Source organism: Bradyrhizobium sp. RT6a, from assembly GCF_040547675.1.
In the GTDB taxonomy this organism is placed as follows: Bacteria; Pseudomonadota; Alphaproteobacteria; order Rhizobiales; family Xanthobacteraceae; genus Bradyrhizobium.
In genome coordinates this window covers 219,021-235,383 of sequence record NZ_JBEPQC010000004.1, presented here as the reverse complement: position 1 = coordinate 235,383, position 16,363 = coordinate 219,021, and the positions used below count along the sequence as shown (strand labels likewise).

Sequence of the window (16,363 nt, the reverse complement as noted above, 5' to 3'; positions counted from 1 at the left end):
AGATTAAAGCTCGAGCAGGCCGCCGTCCCCATTTTCGTCGGCGAACGCCAGCAGCGTCCCCTTGGCGTTCCAGGCGAGTGCGGCCACCGGCGGGGTGCCATTGCGGCGGACAAGGATCTCGGCGCCGTCCTCCAGACGCACCATCAGCACGGTGCCGTCGCTATAGCCGGCGGCGAAGATGTCGTTCTTGGGATGGCAGGCAACGACCGACACGCGCGCCTGCAGCGGCGCGAGCATCGCGGGCTCCTTGCCCATCGGGCCGTCCTTGCTGGCGAACGGCCACAGGATCACCGTGTCGGCGCCCGAGGTCGCCAGCGCCTTGCCGCCCGCGCTCCACGACATCGAGCGGACGCGGCCGGGATAACCGGTCATGCGCATGTGTCTGTTGTCGGCAAGCCGCCAGCCGTGCAGCGCCGATTCGTGCATCGTGGTGACCAGGAATTTGTTGTCCGGGCTGAAGGTGACGCCGAGATGCGAGCCGGCCCAAGGCAGGAATTCGGCCGATCCCGCCATGTTGGGAAACCACAGCGTCGCGCCGTTGTAATGGGCGATCGCGAGACGCTGGCCCTTCGGCGCAAACGCGAGGCCGCCGACGGTCGAGGGCACCTCGAGCGACTTCTCCTCGCTCTTGCCGTTCTTGAAGAAAGCAGTCTTGCCGGCCGACCAGGCGTAGGCACCGTCCGGATGCAACGCCACCGCATCGATCCAGCGCCGTTTCGGATCGGTCGCAAGCAGCGTCACATCGCCCTTGGCGTCGAGCGACACGACTTTTCCATCGTCCCCGCCCATCACGACGCGCTTGCCGTCCGAGGCCGCCGACAGAATGCCGCCGCTGTGCACGGCGACCTTGCTGATCTCGCCCTGGCCATCCACGAACGCGACATTCTCCTCGCCGCCGACGAAGGCGGCGCGGCTGCCAAGGAAATGCACGGAGGTCACGACCATGCCGAGCGCGAGCGGTTTGACGCGCTCGGTGACGGAGACGATCGAGGCGGAATCGGCGGGCGGCGTAAACTCTTTCATCACGAGACGATGCAGCTCTCAAAACCCTGGCGAATGAGATCTTGCGGCAATTCGCGGCCGATGAAGACGAGGCGGCTCTCGCGCGGCTCGCCATCCTTCCACTTCCGCTGGTGGTTGCCCTCCAGCATCATATGCACGCCCTGGAAGACGTAACGGTCGTCGTCGTCGTGGAAGGCGAGGATGCCCTTGGAGCGCAGGATCTTGCCGCCCTCCACCTGCACCAGATTCTGGAGCCAGGGCATGAACACGTTGGGATCGAGCGGCTTGTCGGTCTTGAGCGACAGCGACTGCATGTCCTCGTCGTGATAGTGCTTCAGGCCGTGGCCGTGGCCGTGATCATGATCGTGGTGATGGTCGTGGCCATGATGGTGATGATCGTGGTCGTGGTCATGATCGTCGGCATTCAGGAAGTCCGGCTCGATGTCGAGGATGCGGTCGAGGTCGAAGGCGCCGCGGTCGAGCACGTCGGCCAAAGCCACCGAGCAGCGCTCGGTGCGGTGCAGCTTCGCATAGGGGTTGATGGCGCGGATGCGGGCCTCGACCTCGGCAAGCTCACCCTTGGTGACGAGATCGGTCTTGTTCAGCACGATAACGTCGGCAAAGGCGATCTGGTTCTTGGCCTCGGGCGCGTCCTTGAGACGATCGGACAGCCATTTGGCGTCCGCAACCGTCACGACCGCATCGAGGCGCGCGTTCTTCTGCACGTCCTCGTCGACGAAGAAGGTCTGGGCGACCGGTGCCGGATCGGCAAGACCGGTGGTCTCGACGATGATGGCGTCGAACTTGCCCTTGCGCTTCATCAGACCTTCCATGATGCGCACGAGATCGCCGCGCACGGTGCAGCAGATGCAGCCGTTGTTCATCTCGAACACTTCCTCATCGGCGCCGATGATGAGGTCGTTGTCGATGCCGATCTCGCCGAATTCGTTGACGATGACGGCGTACTTCTTGCCATGGTTTTCCGACAGGATGCGGTTCAACAGCGTGGTCTTGCCGGCGCCGAGATAGCCGGTCAGGACGGTCACGGGAATTTTTGGGGCGGTCACTTCAGACATAACAACTCCGGACTTCGGGCTTGTCGCGCGACGCGAGGCGGGGTGGCCCCTGCCCTAGTGGTCAAGCGCGCTGGTCAGGGCCTTTATATTGTGCCTGACCATATCAATGTAAGTGGGTGCAGGCCCCTTTTCGCCGGTCAAACCGTCCGAAATCAGGGTCCCGCCGACTTTTGAGCCGGTCTCCGCCGCGATCCGCCGGATCAGCCGGTCGTCGCTGATATTTTCCAGGAACACGGCCGGGATTTTTTGGGCCTTGATCTGGCCGATGATGGTGGCGATGTCCCGCGCGCTGGGCTCGGTTTCCGTGGAGACGCCCAAGGGCGCGATGAACTGGACGCCGTATTCAGCGGCGAAATAGCCGAAGGCGTCATGGGTCGAGATCACCTTGCGCCGCTCCGGCGGGATCTTGGCCACGGCTTCGCGGACCTCGCGGTCGAGCGTTTCGAGCTTTTCCAGATAGGCCTTGGCCTGGGCGCGGAAGAACTCCGCATCGTCAGGGTCGGCCGCGGCCAGCGCATTGGCGATGTCGGTGACGTAGACCTTCGCGTTGGGGACGGACTGCCAGCCATGCGGGTCGGCGGCAGAGCCGAGCTTGAGCGGCGCGATGCCGGCGCTCGCGGTGACCACATGCGCCTTGCTGCCCGAGGACTGCACGAGGCGCGGCAGCCAACCCTCGAGACCAAGTCCGTTCACAACGACGAGCTTTGCGTCTGCGATCCGCTTCGCATCGCTTGGCGCGGGCGCGTAGACATGGACGTCGCTGTCGGCCCCGACCAGCGTCGTCAGATTGATCCGGTCGCCGCCGACATTGCGGACGAAATCGGCGAGGATCGAGAAGCTCGCGACGACCTTCAGCTGCTCCGCGGCGTGCAGCGGCGAGGCAATCAGCAAAAGCACACAAAGCAGGATGCGCCGCATCGCCGTCACGCTTCCAGATGCCGGCCGGGAAAGAGTTGCCTGACGACGCCGCCCACCGTGCCGAACAGGACAGAGACGGTGTAAAGCGCGCTCGCCACCAGAATGATCGCAGGGCCCGACGGCACACGGGTCTGGAACGACAGCACGAGACCTGCATAGCCGGAGACGGCGGCAGCGACGACCGCGATGCAGATCATGACGGTGAGATCGCGCGACCAGAACCGCGCGATGCCGGCCGGCAGGATCATCAGGCCGACCGCGAGCAGCGTGCCGAGCGCCTGAAAGCCGTTGACGAGGTTGATCACGACCAGCGCGAGGAAAGCGAGATGCGCAGGCCCGCCAGCCCGGCTCACGGTACGCAAGAACAAGGGATCGACGCTCTCGATCACCAGCGGACGGTAGATCACTGCGAGCACCAGCAGCGTCACCGTGGCGTTGAAGGCGACGACCAGCAGCGTCTGGTCGTCCATCGCCAGAATATTGCCGAACAGCACGTGCAGCAGGTCGATATTGGTGCCCTTGATCGAGACGATGGTCACGCCCAGCGCCAGCGATGCCAGATAGAAGGTCGCGAGCGAGGCGTCCTCCTTCAGCCCGGTCGAGCGCGCGACGAGGCCTGCGAGGATTGCGACGGCAAAACCTGCGATCAGGCCGCCGGCCGTCATCGCGAACAGGTTGAGACCGGAAAGCAGGAAACCGACAGCGGCGCCAGGGAGGATTGCATGCGCCATGGCGTCGCCGACCAGGCTCATCCGCCGCAACATCAAGAACACGCCGATCGGCGCGCCCGCGAGCGAGAGCGCGATCACGGCCGCCAGCGCACGTCTCATGAACTCGAATTCGGTGAACGGGCCGATCAGCGCGTCATAGAGCATCGGATATCAAGCCGCCCGTGAGCGGGCATCATCGGCCGAGCAGGCGGCGGCGCTGTCGTCGAAGGCTTCGCACATCCGCATCGCGACCATCAGGTTTTCCGGCGTCAGCACTTCCGCCGTCGGGCCCCACGCCACAGGGCCGCGCGCCAGCACCAGCGTCTCGCTGAAATGGGCGCGCACCATCTCCATGTCGTGTAGTGCGGCCAGCACGGTGCGGCCTTCGCCATGCCAGTGCTTCACCAGCGCCAGCAGATCGGCAGTGGTCTTGCTGTCGATGGCGTTGAAGGGCTCGTCCAGCACGATCAGTCCGGCGTCCTGGAGCAGCACGCGCGCGAACAGCACGCGCTGCATTTGGCCGCCCGAGAGCGTGCCGATCGGGCGGTTTTCGAAACCGTTGAGGCCAACGGAAGCGATCGCGCGGAGGATCTTTTCGCGCGCCGCCTTGCCGATGCCGCCGAACAGGCCGGTCCCGCGCCACAGCCCGGTGGCGACGAAGTCCAGCACCGAGATCGGGAAGCTGCGGTCGATCTCGGCACTCTGCGGCAGATAGGCGATATCGCGGCTGTCGAGCCCGCCGAGATGGATGCTGCCGTCGAGCGGCTTGAGGATGCCGACGATGCCACGCAGCAGCGTCGACTTGCCGGCGCCGTTCGGGCCGATCACGGCCAGCAGCGCGCCCGGGGCGACCTCCCCATTGAGGTGGTGCACGGCCGGATGACGGTCATAGCCAAGCGTGACGTTGTGGAAATGCAGCGCCGCCATGGTCACCTCATCGCCAGGAAAACCACGCCCCAGAGCACGGCGCAGACCGCGAGCGCGGCCGCGAGGCGGGCGGCCATCGTCATGCGCAGGATCGACCAGTGCGCCGCCTGAGCCGGATGCGGAGAGGCCGCACCGTGGACATGTGCGTGGGTGTGATCGTGTCCGTGCGAATGCCCGTGGTCATTGAAATGGCCATGAGCGTGGTCGTGATGATGGGCTTGGGACGCGGCGGGAACCATGCCGGAACGTTATATTATAACATTACCTCTGTCCACGCCGGGCTCAGGGCTTGCCGATCACCATGGCGATAGCGGCGGCGACGAACGGGAACGGCACCGAAACCGCACAGCGGAACCAGACGAAACGGGCCGGCATGAACGGAATTTCCCATAAAATCACCCGTTGGAAGGCAAACAGCGCCCAGGCGACGACATAGGCGACCACTTGAGGCACCCCGCCGCCCGATTTCAGCGCCACCGTACCGATGGAGAACCCGATCACCGGGCCGCCGGGCGTCGCGGCACCCGCGACCACGGCGGTCGCGACCCCGAGCCAGCCGCTGTCCGGCCCCAGCCAGCCGCTGATCACCTCCTGCGGGATGATGGCGGCGATGTAGCCGGAGCCGATCACCCCCAGCGCGATCCGCGGCACGATGTTGATGAAATCCATCGAGCCTTCGCGCAGCGAGGCCTTGAACACCGATGGGCCGCGGCGAAAGGCGATCAGGCCGACGCCGAACACAGAGCCCCACAACAGGATGTCGATCAGAAGCGCGGCGCTCAAGTCTCATCGTCCTTGATGGCCGGCTTCGGATAAAGCCGGACATAGACGAAGCGGCCGAGCGCGCCTGCGAGCACCGGCAACGGCAGCGAGATGACGATGCGCCACAGCGTGAAATCGGTGCCCATGATCGGGATTTCCCAAGCCACCGCCCGGCCATAGCCGATCAAGGTCCAGCTCACGACCATGGCGATGGTGGCACCGAAATCGGCGCCGACCGCGAGCAGCGCACTCGCCACGGGATAGGCGGTGAAGGGACCGCCGGGCAGGATCGCGCCGAAGGCGGTGCCGATCAGAAGGCCTTTCAGGCCCGATTTCGGCCCGAGCGCGCGCGAGACTTTTTCGTGCGGCAGTATCTCGGAGATGAACGCGCCGAGCAGGCAACCGGCCAGCACGCGCGGCAGGATGCCGCCGAACAGCGAGAGATCGTGGGTCAGTATTTCGAGAACACCGTCGGTGCCGTCACGCCGCCAGACCAAACCCGCGCTCACCGCCACCAGCGCTGCGATGATGATGGTGGACCAGCCGATCGGCTTGCGCACGCGACCCGGCCGCGGTTCGGATTCCGCGTCCTCGGCGGGCGCCGGGTCTCTCGGGGAAGGTTCTGACAACGGGCGCGTTCGGCTCGAGGGTAATGCCCGTCCTGATTAAGGGCGCCGCAGATGCGATGCAAACAGTACGGTGACGGGAGCGATGCGCGCCTCGCGCAGGGCCATGCGTGCGAAGTGCGAATTCCGCACAGCAAAAAAGGCGGCCGCGCCTGCGACCGCCTTTTCGTTTATGTCATTCCGGGGCGGCAAAGCCGAAGCCGGAATCTCGAGATTCTCTGGTGCGGGAGCCCGCACCATAGTTCGATGCTGCGCATCGTCCCGGAATGACGGAGTGAAGCCTCAGGCCTTGTCGAACAGGGACTCGACGTATTCCCAGTTCACCAGGTTCTCGACAAACGCCTTCAGATAGTCGGGACGGCGGTTGCGATAGTCGATGTAGTAGGAGTGCTCCCAGACGTCGCAGCCGAGGATCGGGGTGGCGCCGTGCACCAGCGGATTCTCGCCGTTCGGGGTCTTGGAAATCTCGAGCTTGCCGTTCTTGACCTGGAGCCAGCACCAGCCGGAGCCGAACTGGCCGACGCCGGCCGCCTGGAAGTCCGTCTTGAACTTCTCGAAGCCGCCGAGGTCCTCGTTGATCTTCTTCTCGAGCTTGCCCGGCAGCTTGGTGCCGCCGCCATTGGGCTTCATCCAGCTCCAGAAATGGATGTGATTGTAGTGCTGGCCGGCATTGTTGAACACCGCGGGGTTCTTGCCGAACGAGCCCTTGACGATCTCCTCAAGGGACTTGCCTTCCCATTCGGTGCCCTTGAGCGCGTTATTGCCGTTGGTGACATAGGCCTGATGATGCTTGTCGTGGTGGAATTCGAGCGTTTCCTTCGACATGAATTGCCCGAGGGCGTCATAGGCGTAGGGGAGTGGGGGCAGCGTAAAGGTCATGGGTGTTGTCCGCGACTGATGGGGGAACGAGACTTAACGGTCACCCCTTATAGAAGGTTCCGTGGCTGTTAAATACCGCGAATTTCCCAAAAGGCGCGGTACGGCGGCTTGGCCCGATTGCATAAAATCGTCGCAAGGATGTGGGGCGTTTCAACCGGGCCGCAAAATATCATTGCCTTTGAGGTGCTTATGGCAGAACGAAACGCACCGACGGCGCGGAGATGCGAAAGAGCAAGCGATGAGCATCGAGATCGACATTTTGAACGGCGACGCCTCGTGGCGGATGGCGGAGCCGCTGCATCAGGCGGTCTTCGGACCTGATATCGTCGGGAAGCAGCCCTGGGCTCACGTCAAATGGGCCAATGCCGATTTGCGCGTGCTGATCGAGACGCCCGAGGATGGTCTCGTCTGCCATGTCGGCATCTACTTCCGCACCGTCACCTGGAACGGGCAGAAGGTTCACATCGGCGGCATCGGCGGCGTCTGCACGCGGGAGGACCGGCGCGGCCGCGGCTATGCGACGATGGCGATCGATGCCGCGGTGCATACCATGCGCGCCAACGAGGCGGTCCGCTTCGCGCTGCTGTTCTGCGAGCCGCACAATGTGGCGTTCTACCAGGCCCGCAGCTGGCTCCCCTTCAAGGGCGAGGTCTATTGCGAGCAGCCGGAGGGGCGGATCCGCTTCACCTACATGGCGCCCTATGTCTGCAATATCGTCAGCGCGCCGACGCTGGGCACCATCGACCTCTGCGGCCTGCCCTGGTGAGCCCTGCGTGAAGCGAGGCTGGTGCCGGCGCTCCACGCTATATAGTATGTCGAGCATCATCCAATATTCCGCGCGGTGACACATGACGATCGACGCCTCCATAGACGCCGTGCCGCCGCCTGCCCCGGTCACCTCCCCCATCGCCAGCTTGCTGACGGCACCGATCCTGCCGACGCTGCTGCGGCTCGCGATCCCCAACATGATCGCGATGGTCGGCAGCACGCTGGTTGCGATCGCCGAGACCTCCTATATCGGCCGGCTCGGCACCATCCCGCTGGCAGCGATCGCGCTGGTGTTTCCGTTCGCCATGCTGACCCAGATGATGAGCGCTGGCGCGATGGGCGGTGGCGTCTCGTCTGCGATCAGCCGTGCGCTCGGCGCAGGCGACCGGAACCGTGCGGCGACGCTGGCGCTGCATGCCGCCATCATCGGCCTCTGCGGCGGGCTTTTCTTCACGGTGACGATGCTCGTCTTCGGCCGCTCGTTCTTCACGCTGCTGGGCGGGCGCGAGCGCGTGCTCGAGGAAGCCAGCGGCTATTCGCAAATGCTGTTCTCCGGCGCGGTCGCGATCTGGCTCGTCAACACGCTGGCCTCGGTGATCCGCGGCACGGGCGACATGCGTCTGCCCTCGATGGCGCTGATCGGGACGAGCGTGCTCCAGATCGCGCTCGGCGGCACGCTGGGGCTCGGCCTGTTCGGTGTGCCGCAATTCGGCATGCCAGGTGTCGCTGCCGGGCAGTTGATCGCGTTCACCTGTGCTGCGATCTTTTTCCTCTGGTATCTCTGGTCCGGCCGCAGCCGGCTGCCGCTGGATTTCCGCGCCTTCCATTTCGATCGCGCGTTGTTCTTCGACATCCTCAAGGTCGGCGCGGTCGCCTGCCTGTCGCCGCTCCAGACCGTGCTTACCATTTTGATCTTCACCAAGATCCTGGCGACCTTCGGCACCGAGATGCTGGCCGGCTACGGCATCGGCTCGCGGCTGGAATTCTTGCTGATCCCGATCACCTTCGCCTTCGGTATCGCATCGGTGCCGATGGTCGGCATGGCGATGGGCGCCGGACAGGTGAAACGCGCGCGTCGCGTGGCCTGGACCGCGGCCGCGGCCTCGGGAATCACAGTCGGCCTGATCGGGCTCGTCATCGCGCTCGATCCGTCACTGTGGGTCTCGCTCTTCACCAGGGATCCCGGCGTTGCTGCCGCCGCGCACAGCTATTTCCACTGGGCAGGCCCGACCTTCGTGTTCTTCGGCATGGGCGTGTCGCTGTATTTCTCCTCGCAAGGCGCGGCGCGCGTCGGCGGTCCCGTGCTCGCCTCCACCGCGCGGCTACTGATCGTCGCCATCGGCGGAGGCACCCTCATGATGGCACAGGCTCCAGCCTGGACCCTGTTCGCGCTGGTCGGCGGCGCCATGGCGGTGTTCGGGCTTTCGACCGCAGGCTCGGTCGCCTTGGTGCGCTGGGGCAAATGAGCGCAGGTTACACGCAGGCAAATAAACGCAGGAATGTGATTCCATCCAGCGTTGCACTATCCTGCTGGGCTGCTATGGAGGCGCTCCATTTCGGGGCTCTCTCCATGACTTCAAGATTCGCTGCTCTCATCGTCCTTCTGGCTGCGCTCCTTGGCGCGACTGCCGCCCATGCGCAGAGCGTCGACGGGACCTGGCTGACCCAGGCCGGCGATGCCCGCGTCAAGATCAGCAAATGCGGCGGCGACATCTGCGGCAACGTCGTCTGGCTGCGTGAACCCCACGACACCGCGACCGGCCTGCCTGCCACCGACAGCAAGAATCCCAATCCCGCCCTCGCCAGGCGCCCGATGATCGGCTTGCCATTGTTCAGCGGCATGCAGCCTTCAGGGCCGAACAAATGGTCGGGCCAGATCTACAATGCCGACGACGGCAGCACCTATGCGAGCAGCGTGACGGTGACATCAGCGGATTCGCTGCGGGTCGAAGGCTGCGTTGGCGCGCTCTGCGGCGGCGAGACCTGGACGCGCGCGGGGCGCTAGCGCTTCACGCCATCATCGCCTTCAGCGCCGTCGCAGCCGAGGCGTAGCCACCCCGCGCGCCGTCGATGAAATGGACGTGGTCGCTGCGCAGCGGCGATGGGGTAAAGCAGGTCATCATCGCGGCGTCCTGCTGGTGGAGACCGTAGCGCACGATGCCGTCGCGCGCGGCAGTCGCGAGACGATCGCTGAGGGCGCGCTCGAGCTCCGGCGTACAGTCGAGGATCATGCGCAGGCCGTCGTCATATTTTCGGAAGTCGGAGTTCTCCACGACCTGCCGCGTATAGAGCTTCGGCACGAAGCCGCCGACCTTGAGATCGAAGCGCATGATCAGATAGACGAAAAGCGTGTAGGCCAGCACCCGGGCGCGGCGTGCGAGCAGCGGACCCCCGCGCATGGTGCGCGCCTCATATTCCAGTCCCTGCGGCGGCCATGTCAGCGGCGGCCCTTGCGGCGGCACGGGCCGACCGGCGTCCGGGCTGCGCTCGACGAGATGGATGACGTCCTCGATCACCTTGCGGAAGACCCGCGGGTCGGCGCCCAGAGCCGGCATCACCAGCACCGACAAGATGAGGCCGCGCGCGGCCGGCATCACTTCGAAACGGCAGGACAGGCCGGAGAGATCGGGCTGCGTGCCCGCGGGCGCTTCCGCGACCGCGAACTCACCGCGCTTCATCGCCGCGTCAGCCCAAGCGAGCCCGCCACCGGAGAACATCGCATAGGACAAATTGGCCGATGGACCGAAGCGCGCGACGCGCACGTCGAGGCCCTGAGCGCGGATAGCCCTGACCGGCACCAGCGCGACACGCATCGTCAGATCGAGATCCTCCCGCACCCAGGTCGCGGTCGCGGCCAGCGCTTCGTGCGCGCGGTTGAGATCACCCGGCGCGACCGCGAAACTCGCGCCGTCGCCGCCGAACACGAAGGGAAATTCGCGTCCCTCCAATGCGTTCGTCACCGCCGCGATCACGGCGGCACCGGCCATGTTCACCGCCTTGTAGCGCTGCGCCGCGATAGCCTTGGTGGAATCTACGATGTCGGCAACGCCGACGCTCCAGTCGTCGGGCAGCGGCGAATACAAAGCGGGGTCCATCAGGCTGGTGAAGCCGCGAAAGACCGGAATGCCGCTATAGAACGCTGATGTCATCGGATGATACCGGATCGTTGGGACGCACGTCCAAAGAGACATACGTAGAAGAATCGATTCGGGTTCGCCGGGGCGCGCCCTTGCAACCCTTGGCCGAAATAGACCCGGACAACAAGATGAGGGCGCGCTGCAATGCCACACAAGGTCATTGATCGGCATCAAGCAGCTGCGCGCAAATGGCGTCTAGTCTCGATGATCTGACATGGTAGCGCGGGAACATCGACGTGTCCGACTCCGACAGGAAGGACCCCATCGCTCCGGTAAGCCGACGCACCGGGCGTGATCCGATCAGCGCGGTGAAGATGCCGGAAAGCCTGACCGCGGCCGTCGATAATTGGGCCGAAACCCATCACCTGTCGCGCTCAGATGCCATCCGCACGCTGGTCGAGCTGGGCCTGAAGGTCGCGCCCCCGGCACTCCCGCCAGGGCACCCGCTCGCTTCGGATGCCACCAGGATCGAAGAGCTTGCGGTGCATGAACTCGAGGGACTGCTCGATCCTGCCCTGTCTGAAGACGAACGCGAGCGCCGGATCCGCCGCCTGACCGACGGCCCGCCGGAGTTCTCACACGAACGGATTGATCTGCCGAAGCACCGGACCTGAATGTCTAGTGCAGCTTCTCGTCCTGACGCTTGCGCAGCGCAGATGAGGGTACGTCGTGGCAGCCGACCAGACGCACGAATTTCTGCGGATACATTTCGTAACCGTGATCACCGGAATTCTGATGAGACATCGGCTCGCAGTGAACGGGCTGGCCGTGAACGTCGCTTTGCTGTGCGCGCTTTGCCGACGCCTTGCCCGGGTTCGAAGCGGTCATGGACTGCTCCCTATCGATTAGGGCAGATCGATTGACGTAAGCCAATCGATTGCGCGGCATCTTACGACCAAATCCGGATGATGTCATTGCGCCGGATCAATGCAATTGTGGCGGTGGAGTTCCGCCTACGCCGTGTTGCCCGCGTCGACCGTGAACACGGTACCCGTCACATTGCGGCCGCCCTCTCCCAGCAGATATTCCACCATGCGCGCGACGTCGTCGGTCTCCGGCAGGCGGCGCAGCGCGCTGCGGCCGGCGATGCGCTTGCGGCTATCGTCGGAGAGATTGTGCGTCAGCTCGGTGTCGATGAAACCGGGCGCGATCGCGTTCACGGTGATGCCGAGCTTGCCGACCTCGCGAGCGAGCGAGCGGGTGAAGCCGGTGGCAGCGGCCTTGGTCGCACCATAAACGGAGAGGCCGTTATAGCCTGTCGTCGCGATGATCGAGGAGATGTTGATGATGCGGCCGGCCCCATCGGCCATCATCTGACGTACGACATATTTGGTGAGAATGATCGGCGACAGAACGTTGAGCTGCACCAGCGCCTCGATCTCGGAATTGTGCATGGTCGCGAGCAGGCCTTCGGTGCCGAGGCCGGCATTGTTGACGAGGCCGTAGATCGGGCCGAATTCGTCGCGCACGAGCTTTGCATAAGCCGGGATCGCGTCGATGACGGCGAGGTCGCAGGCGCGGAAATGCAGGCGCCCCCCCGACCCGGCAATCGCCGCCTTGAGCTCGTCGCTCTCGCGCCGCGCCGCCGCGATCACGTTGTAGCCAGCATCGACGAGCCGCTGCCCGATCGCAAGGCCGATACCGCGGCTGCCGCCGGTGACGAGAACATTATGCATCGGTGCGCGCCAGTTTGCCGGCCGGGGTGACGTCGATCGCCTCGACGAAGCGGATCACCGCCGGCACCTTGTGGGACGCGAGCTGCGCGCGGCACTGATCCAGGATCTGGTCGCGGATCTCTTTCGTGCGCGCCGGATCGGTACCGTCGGCAAGGATCACGTCAGCGACGACGATGCCGCCGGTGATCGGACTCTTGCGTGACTTCGCCCGCGACATCCGCACGTCGGGATGACGATTGATCACCGCCTCGATCTCTTCGGGGTGAACCTTCAGCCCACCGATATTGATGATGCCGCCGCGGCGGCCGACGAAATAGTAGCGGTCGCCGCGAAGTTCAACGATATCGCCGCTGTCGACATACCCGTCTGCATCGGTGAGCGCAGCCGTGTCGCGGCCGATATAGGCATGCGCCGTGCGTGTCGAACGGATGCGGAGCGAGCCGTCGACGACCTTCATCTCGACGCCGTTGCGGTTGCCGAGATAGTCGGCCGGAAAGCCCTCCAACCCGTCATTGACGGCAAAGCCGACGCCGGCCTCGGTCGATGCATAGGCATGGCCGACAGAGGAATTCGGGAGCGCCGTCTTCAGGCCGTCAAGCACTGCCTGGTCGGCGATCTCGCCGGAGAGGCGGACATAGCGCGGCGCGAATTGCGCGGCCGAGCCGCTCATCAACAGCTTGCGCCAGTGCGAGGGCGTACCGGAGATGTGGGAGACGCCGCGCGCGTTCAGTCGCGTGACGTGATCGGCGAGCGCCTCATGCGGGTCGGACAGCACCATCGAGCCGCCCGAGAGGACGGCGCGGAGGAATATCTGCAGGCCGCCATAGCGGCGGATGTCGTAGAACGTCGCCCATACCGGCGCGGGTCCGCGCGCCGGACCCTCGGCGACGATGGCGCCGGTGAGTGCTTCCAGCGTATGGCCAGCGATTTTCGGCACGCCCGACGTGCCCGAAGTGAGCATCAGCCATTCCGTGGCGCGTTCGGTCCTGGCCGGCGCAGTGGCTTGAAGCGGCAGCTGTGCGGTGACGACCAGCGGCACGCCGGTCTCGGCCCAGCGATCGGGCTCGTCGGTGACGACGGCATCGATCTCGGCATCCGCGATCAGCGCATCGAGATGCGCGGGGTTGAGATCGGGCGGACACAGCAGCATGCGACGGGCAATACCGTCGAGCTCGATCATGGCAAGGCCCGATCGGAGCTGGTCAGACAATTTCAGCAGCACCGCGCGGCCGGACAGCTCGCGCAGGCGGCCACCCAGGACCGTCTGCGACAGAATATCCGTCAGCGACACGACATCGTGCGCGTCCGACAGCGTGCGGCCCGTCAGCTCCGCGCCGAGATGGTCGCGCAGCGCAAAGATCTCACGCGGGGACATTTTCGTAGGCCCGCACGAAATCGCCCACGGTGGCGGGGAACGCTGCGTCCTCGGAAATAGTGAAGGGGTCGACGCCGGTCTCGTCCTCGAGGCGCGCCACCAGGATGGCGAAGGCGAGCGAGTCGAAGCCCGTCTCGTGCAGGGACAGGTCGTCCGAGAGTGCGGGAAGCGCGACGTGCTGCTCCTTGGCGATCTGCTGGATCGCTTCAATGACCTTAGACCGTACCGACATGGCTGGCTCGCTTCTGTTGTCGTTCGTGTTGCGGCGGTTCTTGATGACCGCCTCCCTTGGCCGCTTGTTTACCCGACAGAAGTAAATGGCTTCTTGGACAATTCGGATAAAATTGGACCTATCTCCAAATTTTCGCGCGGCTAGAGCCGGATCGTGCCCTCGTTGATTTGCGTACAGGCCTCCGCGTCCAGCGCGACATAGGTGCCGGCCTTCGGGTCCAGCATGAACAGAGGATCGGAGACCGCGCGGGGATCAAATCCCTCGCGCGCGAGCTCGGCCTTCTTCTGCTTGAACGTCTCGGTCGCATCGAGCTCGCGCGAGATGCGTATAAAGACAGGGTGAGCATAGGCCGGCAGGCACTGTGCGAGATGGGCGGGCAGCCCCTCGAGGACGAAGCCCTCGTTGATCACGATCGCGCTCATGCCGGCGCGGCCGTCGGTGCCGGGGATGCTGACGCCATAGGTGGTGGCGTCGATCACGCCGGTGAAATCGCGCACGGCGTCGTTGACCTCCGAGGTCGCGACGTTCTCGCCTTTCCAGCGAAAGGTATCGCCGATGCGGTCGACGAAGTGGAAGAAGCCCTTCTCGTCGAGCCGCATCAGATCGCCGGTTCTGAACCAGGAATCGCCCTTGGCAAAGACATCGCGCAGGATCTTCTTCTCGGTCTCGCTCGCCTCGGTGTAACCCTCGAAGCGACCGCCGCCCTCATCCGCCGTGCCGATACGGCCTATGGCTTCGCCAGCCTCGCCGCGCGCGCAGGCGATACAAAACCCATCGGCATTGCGCAGCGGCGCGCCGCTATCGGAATCGAGCTTGACGAGACCGGCGGGGAAACGATGCGCGAGCAGCGGCGGAACGCGGCCGATCGCGCCGGGCTGGCCTTCGACGTTGAAGAGCGAGAAATTACCTTCCGTCGCCGCGTAGAATTCGAGGATGCGCGGAACGGCGAAACGCGCCTGAAAATCGTCCCAGATGTCACCGCGAAGTCCGTTGCCGCATACGAGCCGCAAGCGATGCCGGTTCTCGTATTCCGACGGAGGGGCCTTGAGCAGATAGCGGCAGAGCTCGCCGATATACTGAAACAACGTGCAGTCGTGGCGCACGATGTCGGGCCAGAAATTCGACGCCGAGAATTTATCCGCGATCACCACCGAACCGCCGGCGGCGAGCATGCTGCATGGCGCGACGATGCCGCCGACCGAATGGAACAGCGGCAGGCAATCGTAGAGCCGATCCTGCGGCGTCGCGCCGGTGAGGCCGGCAAACCAAAAGCCCCAGTTGAGGATGCGGCGGTGGCTGATGCTGGCGGCTTTCGGCAGGCCGGTCGTCCCGGACGTGTAAATCAGCAGCGCCCGGTCGTCGATGGTGACGCCGCCACGCTCGTCCGGCGAAAGCGGCCCGTCATCGAGGGCGGCAAGCGCGACATCGATCGGACGCTCGCCGCGGGCATCGCCATGGGTCCAGACCTTCGCTTCCGTCTTCAGGTGCGGCGACGCGCCATCCAGCGCCTCCGCAAGCTCGTGCGCGACAATGATGTGAGCGGGCTTTGCCACTCCGATGCAATGCGCGAGCGATTGGCCTACGAGCTTGGTGTTGATCAGCGCGACCACGCCGCCGACCCGGCTGATGCCGAGCCAGGCCGCGACATAATCGATGCCGTTCGGCATGATCAGCGCGACAGTGTCGCCCTTGGCCACGCCGGCCGAGCGCGCCCACCGCGCATAACGATTGATGCGCTTCGAAAGCCCCTTATAGTCGAGGCTCGCGTCATCGGTGGCCAGCGCAATGCGATCGGGCTGGCGCTGCGCCCAATCATCGACGACGTCGGCGAACAGCCGGCCCGGCAACGTCTCGATCGTTGCGGTGAGCTCGATCGCGTTCAGCCAGATTTTCGAAGCCGAAGGTGCGCGCGCGGCTTTCGGTTGCTCGATGACGCCGATTGTCATGCCGTTCATTCTTTCGGAACGTGTCTGCTGGTTCTCGGCAGCTTAGCTCGCACGCCCTGCCCAGGTGTTAAGAGACAAGGTAAAACCGGGTTAGCGCGCGATTAACTCTAGCGATCCTTTACTAATCCGTGGGATCGGCGTGCGCGGGCACGCTCACCGGCTACGAGACGAGTTCGTTCTACGGTGTCGGCGCTCCGCACGACACGCCGGCCTCGGCGCAATCCCGCTGCACGGCAATGCAGGCGAGTTCGGCGGCATGCTGACGGCGGAGACCGACCGCTGGCGCAAGGTGGTGGAGCTGTCGGACATCCGGAAGGAGTAGCGACCGC

General features: G+C 64.8%; 20 protein-coding genes. 5 read left to right on the top strand and 15 right to left on the bottom strand.

The window, feature by feature from the left end:
- Positions 1-3: 3 nt before the first annotated feature.
- From ABIC03_RS22890 to ABIC03_RS22850, 9 genes are all read right to left on the bottom strand, one after another.
- Positions 4-1,023 carry a WD40 repeat domain-containing protein gene (locus ABIC03_RS22890; protein WP_354062003.1) on the bottom strand — a complete coding sequence of 340 codons (1,020 nt, stop codon included), beginning with the start codon at positions 1,021-1,023 and terminating at the stop codon, positions 4-6.
- Positions 1,023-2,078, bottom strand: a complete 1,056-nt coding sequence (locus ABIC03_RS22885; RefSeq protein ID WP_354061262.1) for a CobW family GTP-binding protein — start codon at positions 2,076-2,078, stop codon at positions 1,023-1,025. Before ABIC03_RS22885 ends, ABIC03_RS22890 begins: the two co-directional genes overlap by 1 nt.
- 54 nt (positions 2,079-2,132) lie before the next feature.
- Positions 2,133-2,996, bottom strand: a complete 864-nt coding sequence (locus ABIC03_RS22880; RefSeq protein ID WP_354061260.1) for a metal ABC transporter solute-binding protein, Zn/Mn family — start codon at positions 2,994-2,996, stop codon at positions 2,133-2,135.
- A 5-nt stretch (positions 2,997-3,001) separates the two neighbouring features.
- Positions 3,002-3,871 carry a metal ABC transporter permease gene (locus ABIC03_RS22875; RefSeq protein WP_275170987.1) on the bottom strand — a complete coding sequence of 290 codons (870 nt, stop codon included), beginning with the start codon at positions 3,869-3,871 and terminating at the stop codon, positions 3,002-3,004.
- A gap of 6 nt (positions 3,872-3,877) precedes the next feature.
- Positions 3,878-4,633, bottom strand: a complete 756-nt coding sequence (locus ABIC03_RS22870; protein ID WP_354061257.1) for a metal ABC transporter ATP-binding protein — start codon at positions 4,631-4,633, stop codon at positions 3,878-3,880.
- Between the two features lie 2 nt (positions 4,634-4,635).
- A complete protein-coding gene (locus ABIC03_RS22865) occupies positions 4,636-4,872 on the bottom strand; it encodes a hypothetical protein (RefSeq protein WP_354061255.1) in 237 nt (78 codons plus the stop codon).
- Between the two features lie 43 nt (positions 4,873-4,915).
- Positions 4,916-5,416, bottom strand: coding sequence for a hypothetical protein (locus ABIC03_RS22860; RefSeq protein ID WP_279685632.1), 501 nt, complete (start codon positions 5,414-5,416; stop codon positions 4,916-4,918).
- Entirely contained in the window at positions 5,413-6,024 is a 612-nt protein-coding gene (locus tag ABIC03_RS22855) for a permease (protein ID WP_275170984.1), read from the bottom strand. The genes ABIC03_RS22860 and ABIC03_RS22855 overlap by 4 nt, the downstream gene beginning before the upstream one ends.
- A gap of 279 nt (positions 6,025-6,303) precedes the next feature.
- Positions 6,304-6,900, bottom strand: a complete 597-nt coding sequence (locus ABIC03_RS22850; protein ID WP_014491764.1) for a superoxide dismutase — start codon at positions 6,898-6,900, stop codon at positions 6,304-6,306.
- 238 nt (positions 6,901-7,138) lie between these two features.
- Here ABIC03_RS22850 and ABIC03_RS22845 point away from each other — a divergent pair, with 238 nt between their 5' ends.
- The 3 genes from ABIC03_RS22845 (at position 7,139) to ABIC03_RS22835 (ending at position 9,673) form a co-directional block, all read left to right on the top strand.
- Complete coding sequence (locus tag ABIC03_RS22845; protein ID WP_275170983.1) at positions 7,139-7,666, top strand: GNAT family N-acetyltransferase; 528 nt, start codon at positions 7,139-7,141, stop codon at positions 7,664-7,666.
- Between the two features lie 82 nt (positions 7,667-7,748).
- The gene (locus ABIC03_RS22840) at positions 7,749-9,134 is read left to right on the top strand and encodes an MATE family efflux transporter (RefSeq protein ID WP_354061251.1); all 1,386 of its coding nucleotides are present in this window, start codon (positions 7,749-7,751) and stop codon (positions 9,132-9,134) included.
- A gap of 104 nt (positions 9,135-9,238) precedes the next feature.
- Entirely contained in the window at positions 9,239-9,673 is a 435-nt protein-coding gene (locus ABIC03_RS22835; protein WP_354061249.1) for a DUF2147 domain-containing protein, read from the top strand.
- A gap of 4 nt (positions 9,674-9,677) precedes the next feature.
- Here ABIC03_RS22835 and ABIC03_RS22830 read toward each other — a convergent pair whose 3' ends face one another.
- Positions 9,678-10,817, bottom strand: a complete 1,140-nt coding sequence (locus tag ABIC03_RS22830; RefSeq protein WP_354061247.1) for a DUF3095 domain-containing protein — start codon at positions 10,815-10,817, stop codon at positions 9,678-9,680.
- A gap of 224 nt (positions 10,818-11,041) precedes the next feature.
- Between ABIC03_RS22830 and ABIC03_RS22825 the strand changes: the two genes are divergently transcribed.
- Positions 11,042-11,419, top strand: coding sequence for a ribbon-helix-helix domain-containing protein (locus tag ABIC03_RS22825; protein ID WP_354061245.1), 378 nt, complete (start codon positions 11,042-11,044; stop codon positions 11,417-11,419).
- A gap of 4 nt (positions 11,420-11,423) precedes the next feature.
- Here the strand turns inward: ABIC03_RS22825 and ABIC03_RS22820 are convergent, their stop codons facing one another.
- From ABIC03_RS22820 to ABIC03_RS22800, 5 genes are all read right to left on the bottom strand, one after another.
- Positions 11,424-11,633, bottom strand: coding sequence for a hypothetical protein (locus ABIC03_RS22820; protein ID WP_354061243.1), 210 nt, complete (start codon positions 11,631-11,633; stop codon positions 11,424-11,426).
- Between the two features lie 125 nt (positions 11,634-11,758).
- Positions 11,759-12,481 (bottom strand): SDR family NAD(P)-dependent oxidoreductase, encoded by a 723-nt coding sequence (locus tag ABIC03_RS22815; protein ID WP_354061241.1) that lies wholly within the window; start codon positions 12,479-12,481, stop codon positions 11,759-11,761.
- Positions 12,474-13,856 carry a class I adenylate-forming enzyme family protein gene (locus tag ABIC03_RS22810; protein WP_354061239.1) on the bottom strand — a complete coding sequence of 461 codons (1,383 nt, stop codon included), beginning with the start codon at positions 13,854-13,856 and terminating at the stop codon, positions 12,474-12,476. Before ABIC03_RS22810 ends, ABIC03_RS22815 begins: the two co-directional genes overlap by 8 nt.
- Complete coding sequence (locus ABIC03_RS22805; RefSeq protein WP_007597226.1) at positions 13,843-14,088, bottom strand: acyl carrier protein; 246 nt, start codon at positions 14,086-14,088, stop codon at positions 13,843-13,845. The genes ABIC03_RS22810 and ABIC03_RS22805 overlap by 14 nt, the downstream gene beginning before the upstream one ends.
- 140 nt (positions 14,089-14,228) lie before the next feature.
- Positions 14,229-16,043 (bottom strand): long-chain-acyl-CoA synthetase, encoded by a 1,815-nt coding sequence (locus ABIC03_RS22800; protein ID WP_354061235.1) that lies wholly within the window; start codon positions 16,041-16,043, stop codon positions 14,229-14,231.
- Positions 16,044-16,173: 130 nt separating this feature from the next.
- Here ABIC03_RS22800 and ABIC03_RS22795 point away from each other — a divergent pair, with 130 nt between their 5' ends.
- The gene (locus tag ABIC03_RS22795; protein ID WP_354061233.1) at positions 16,174-16,356 is read left to right on the top strand and encodes a hypothetical protein; all 183 of its coding nucleotides are present in this window, start codon (positions 16,174-16,176) and stop codon (positions 16,354-16,356) included.
- Positions 16,357-16,363 lie beyond the last annotated feature (7 nt).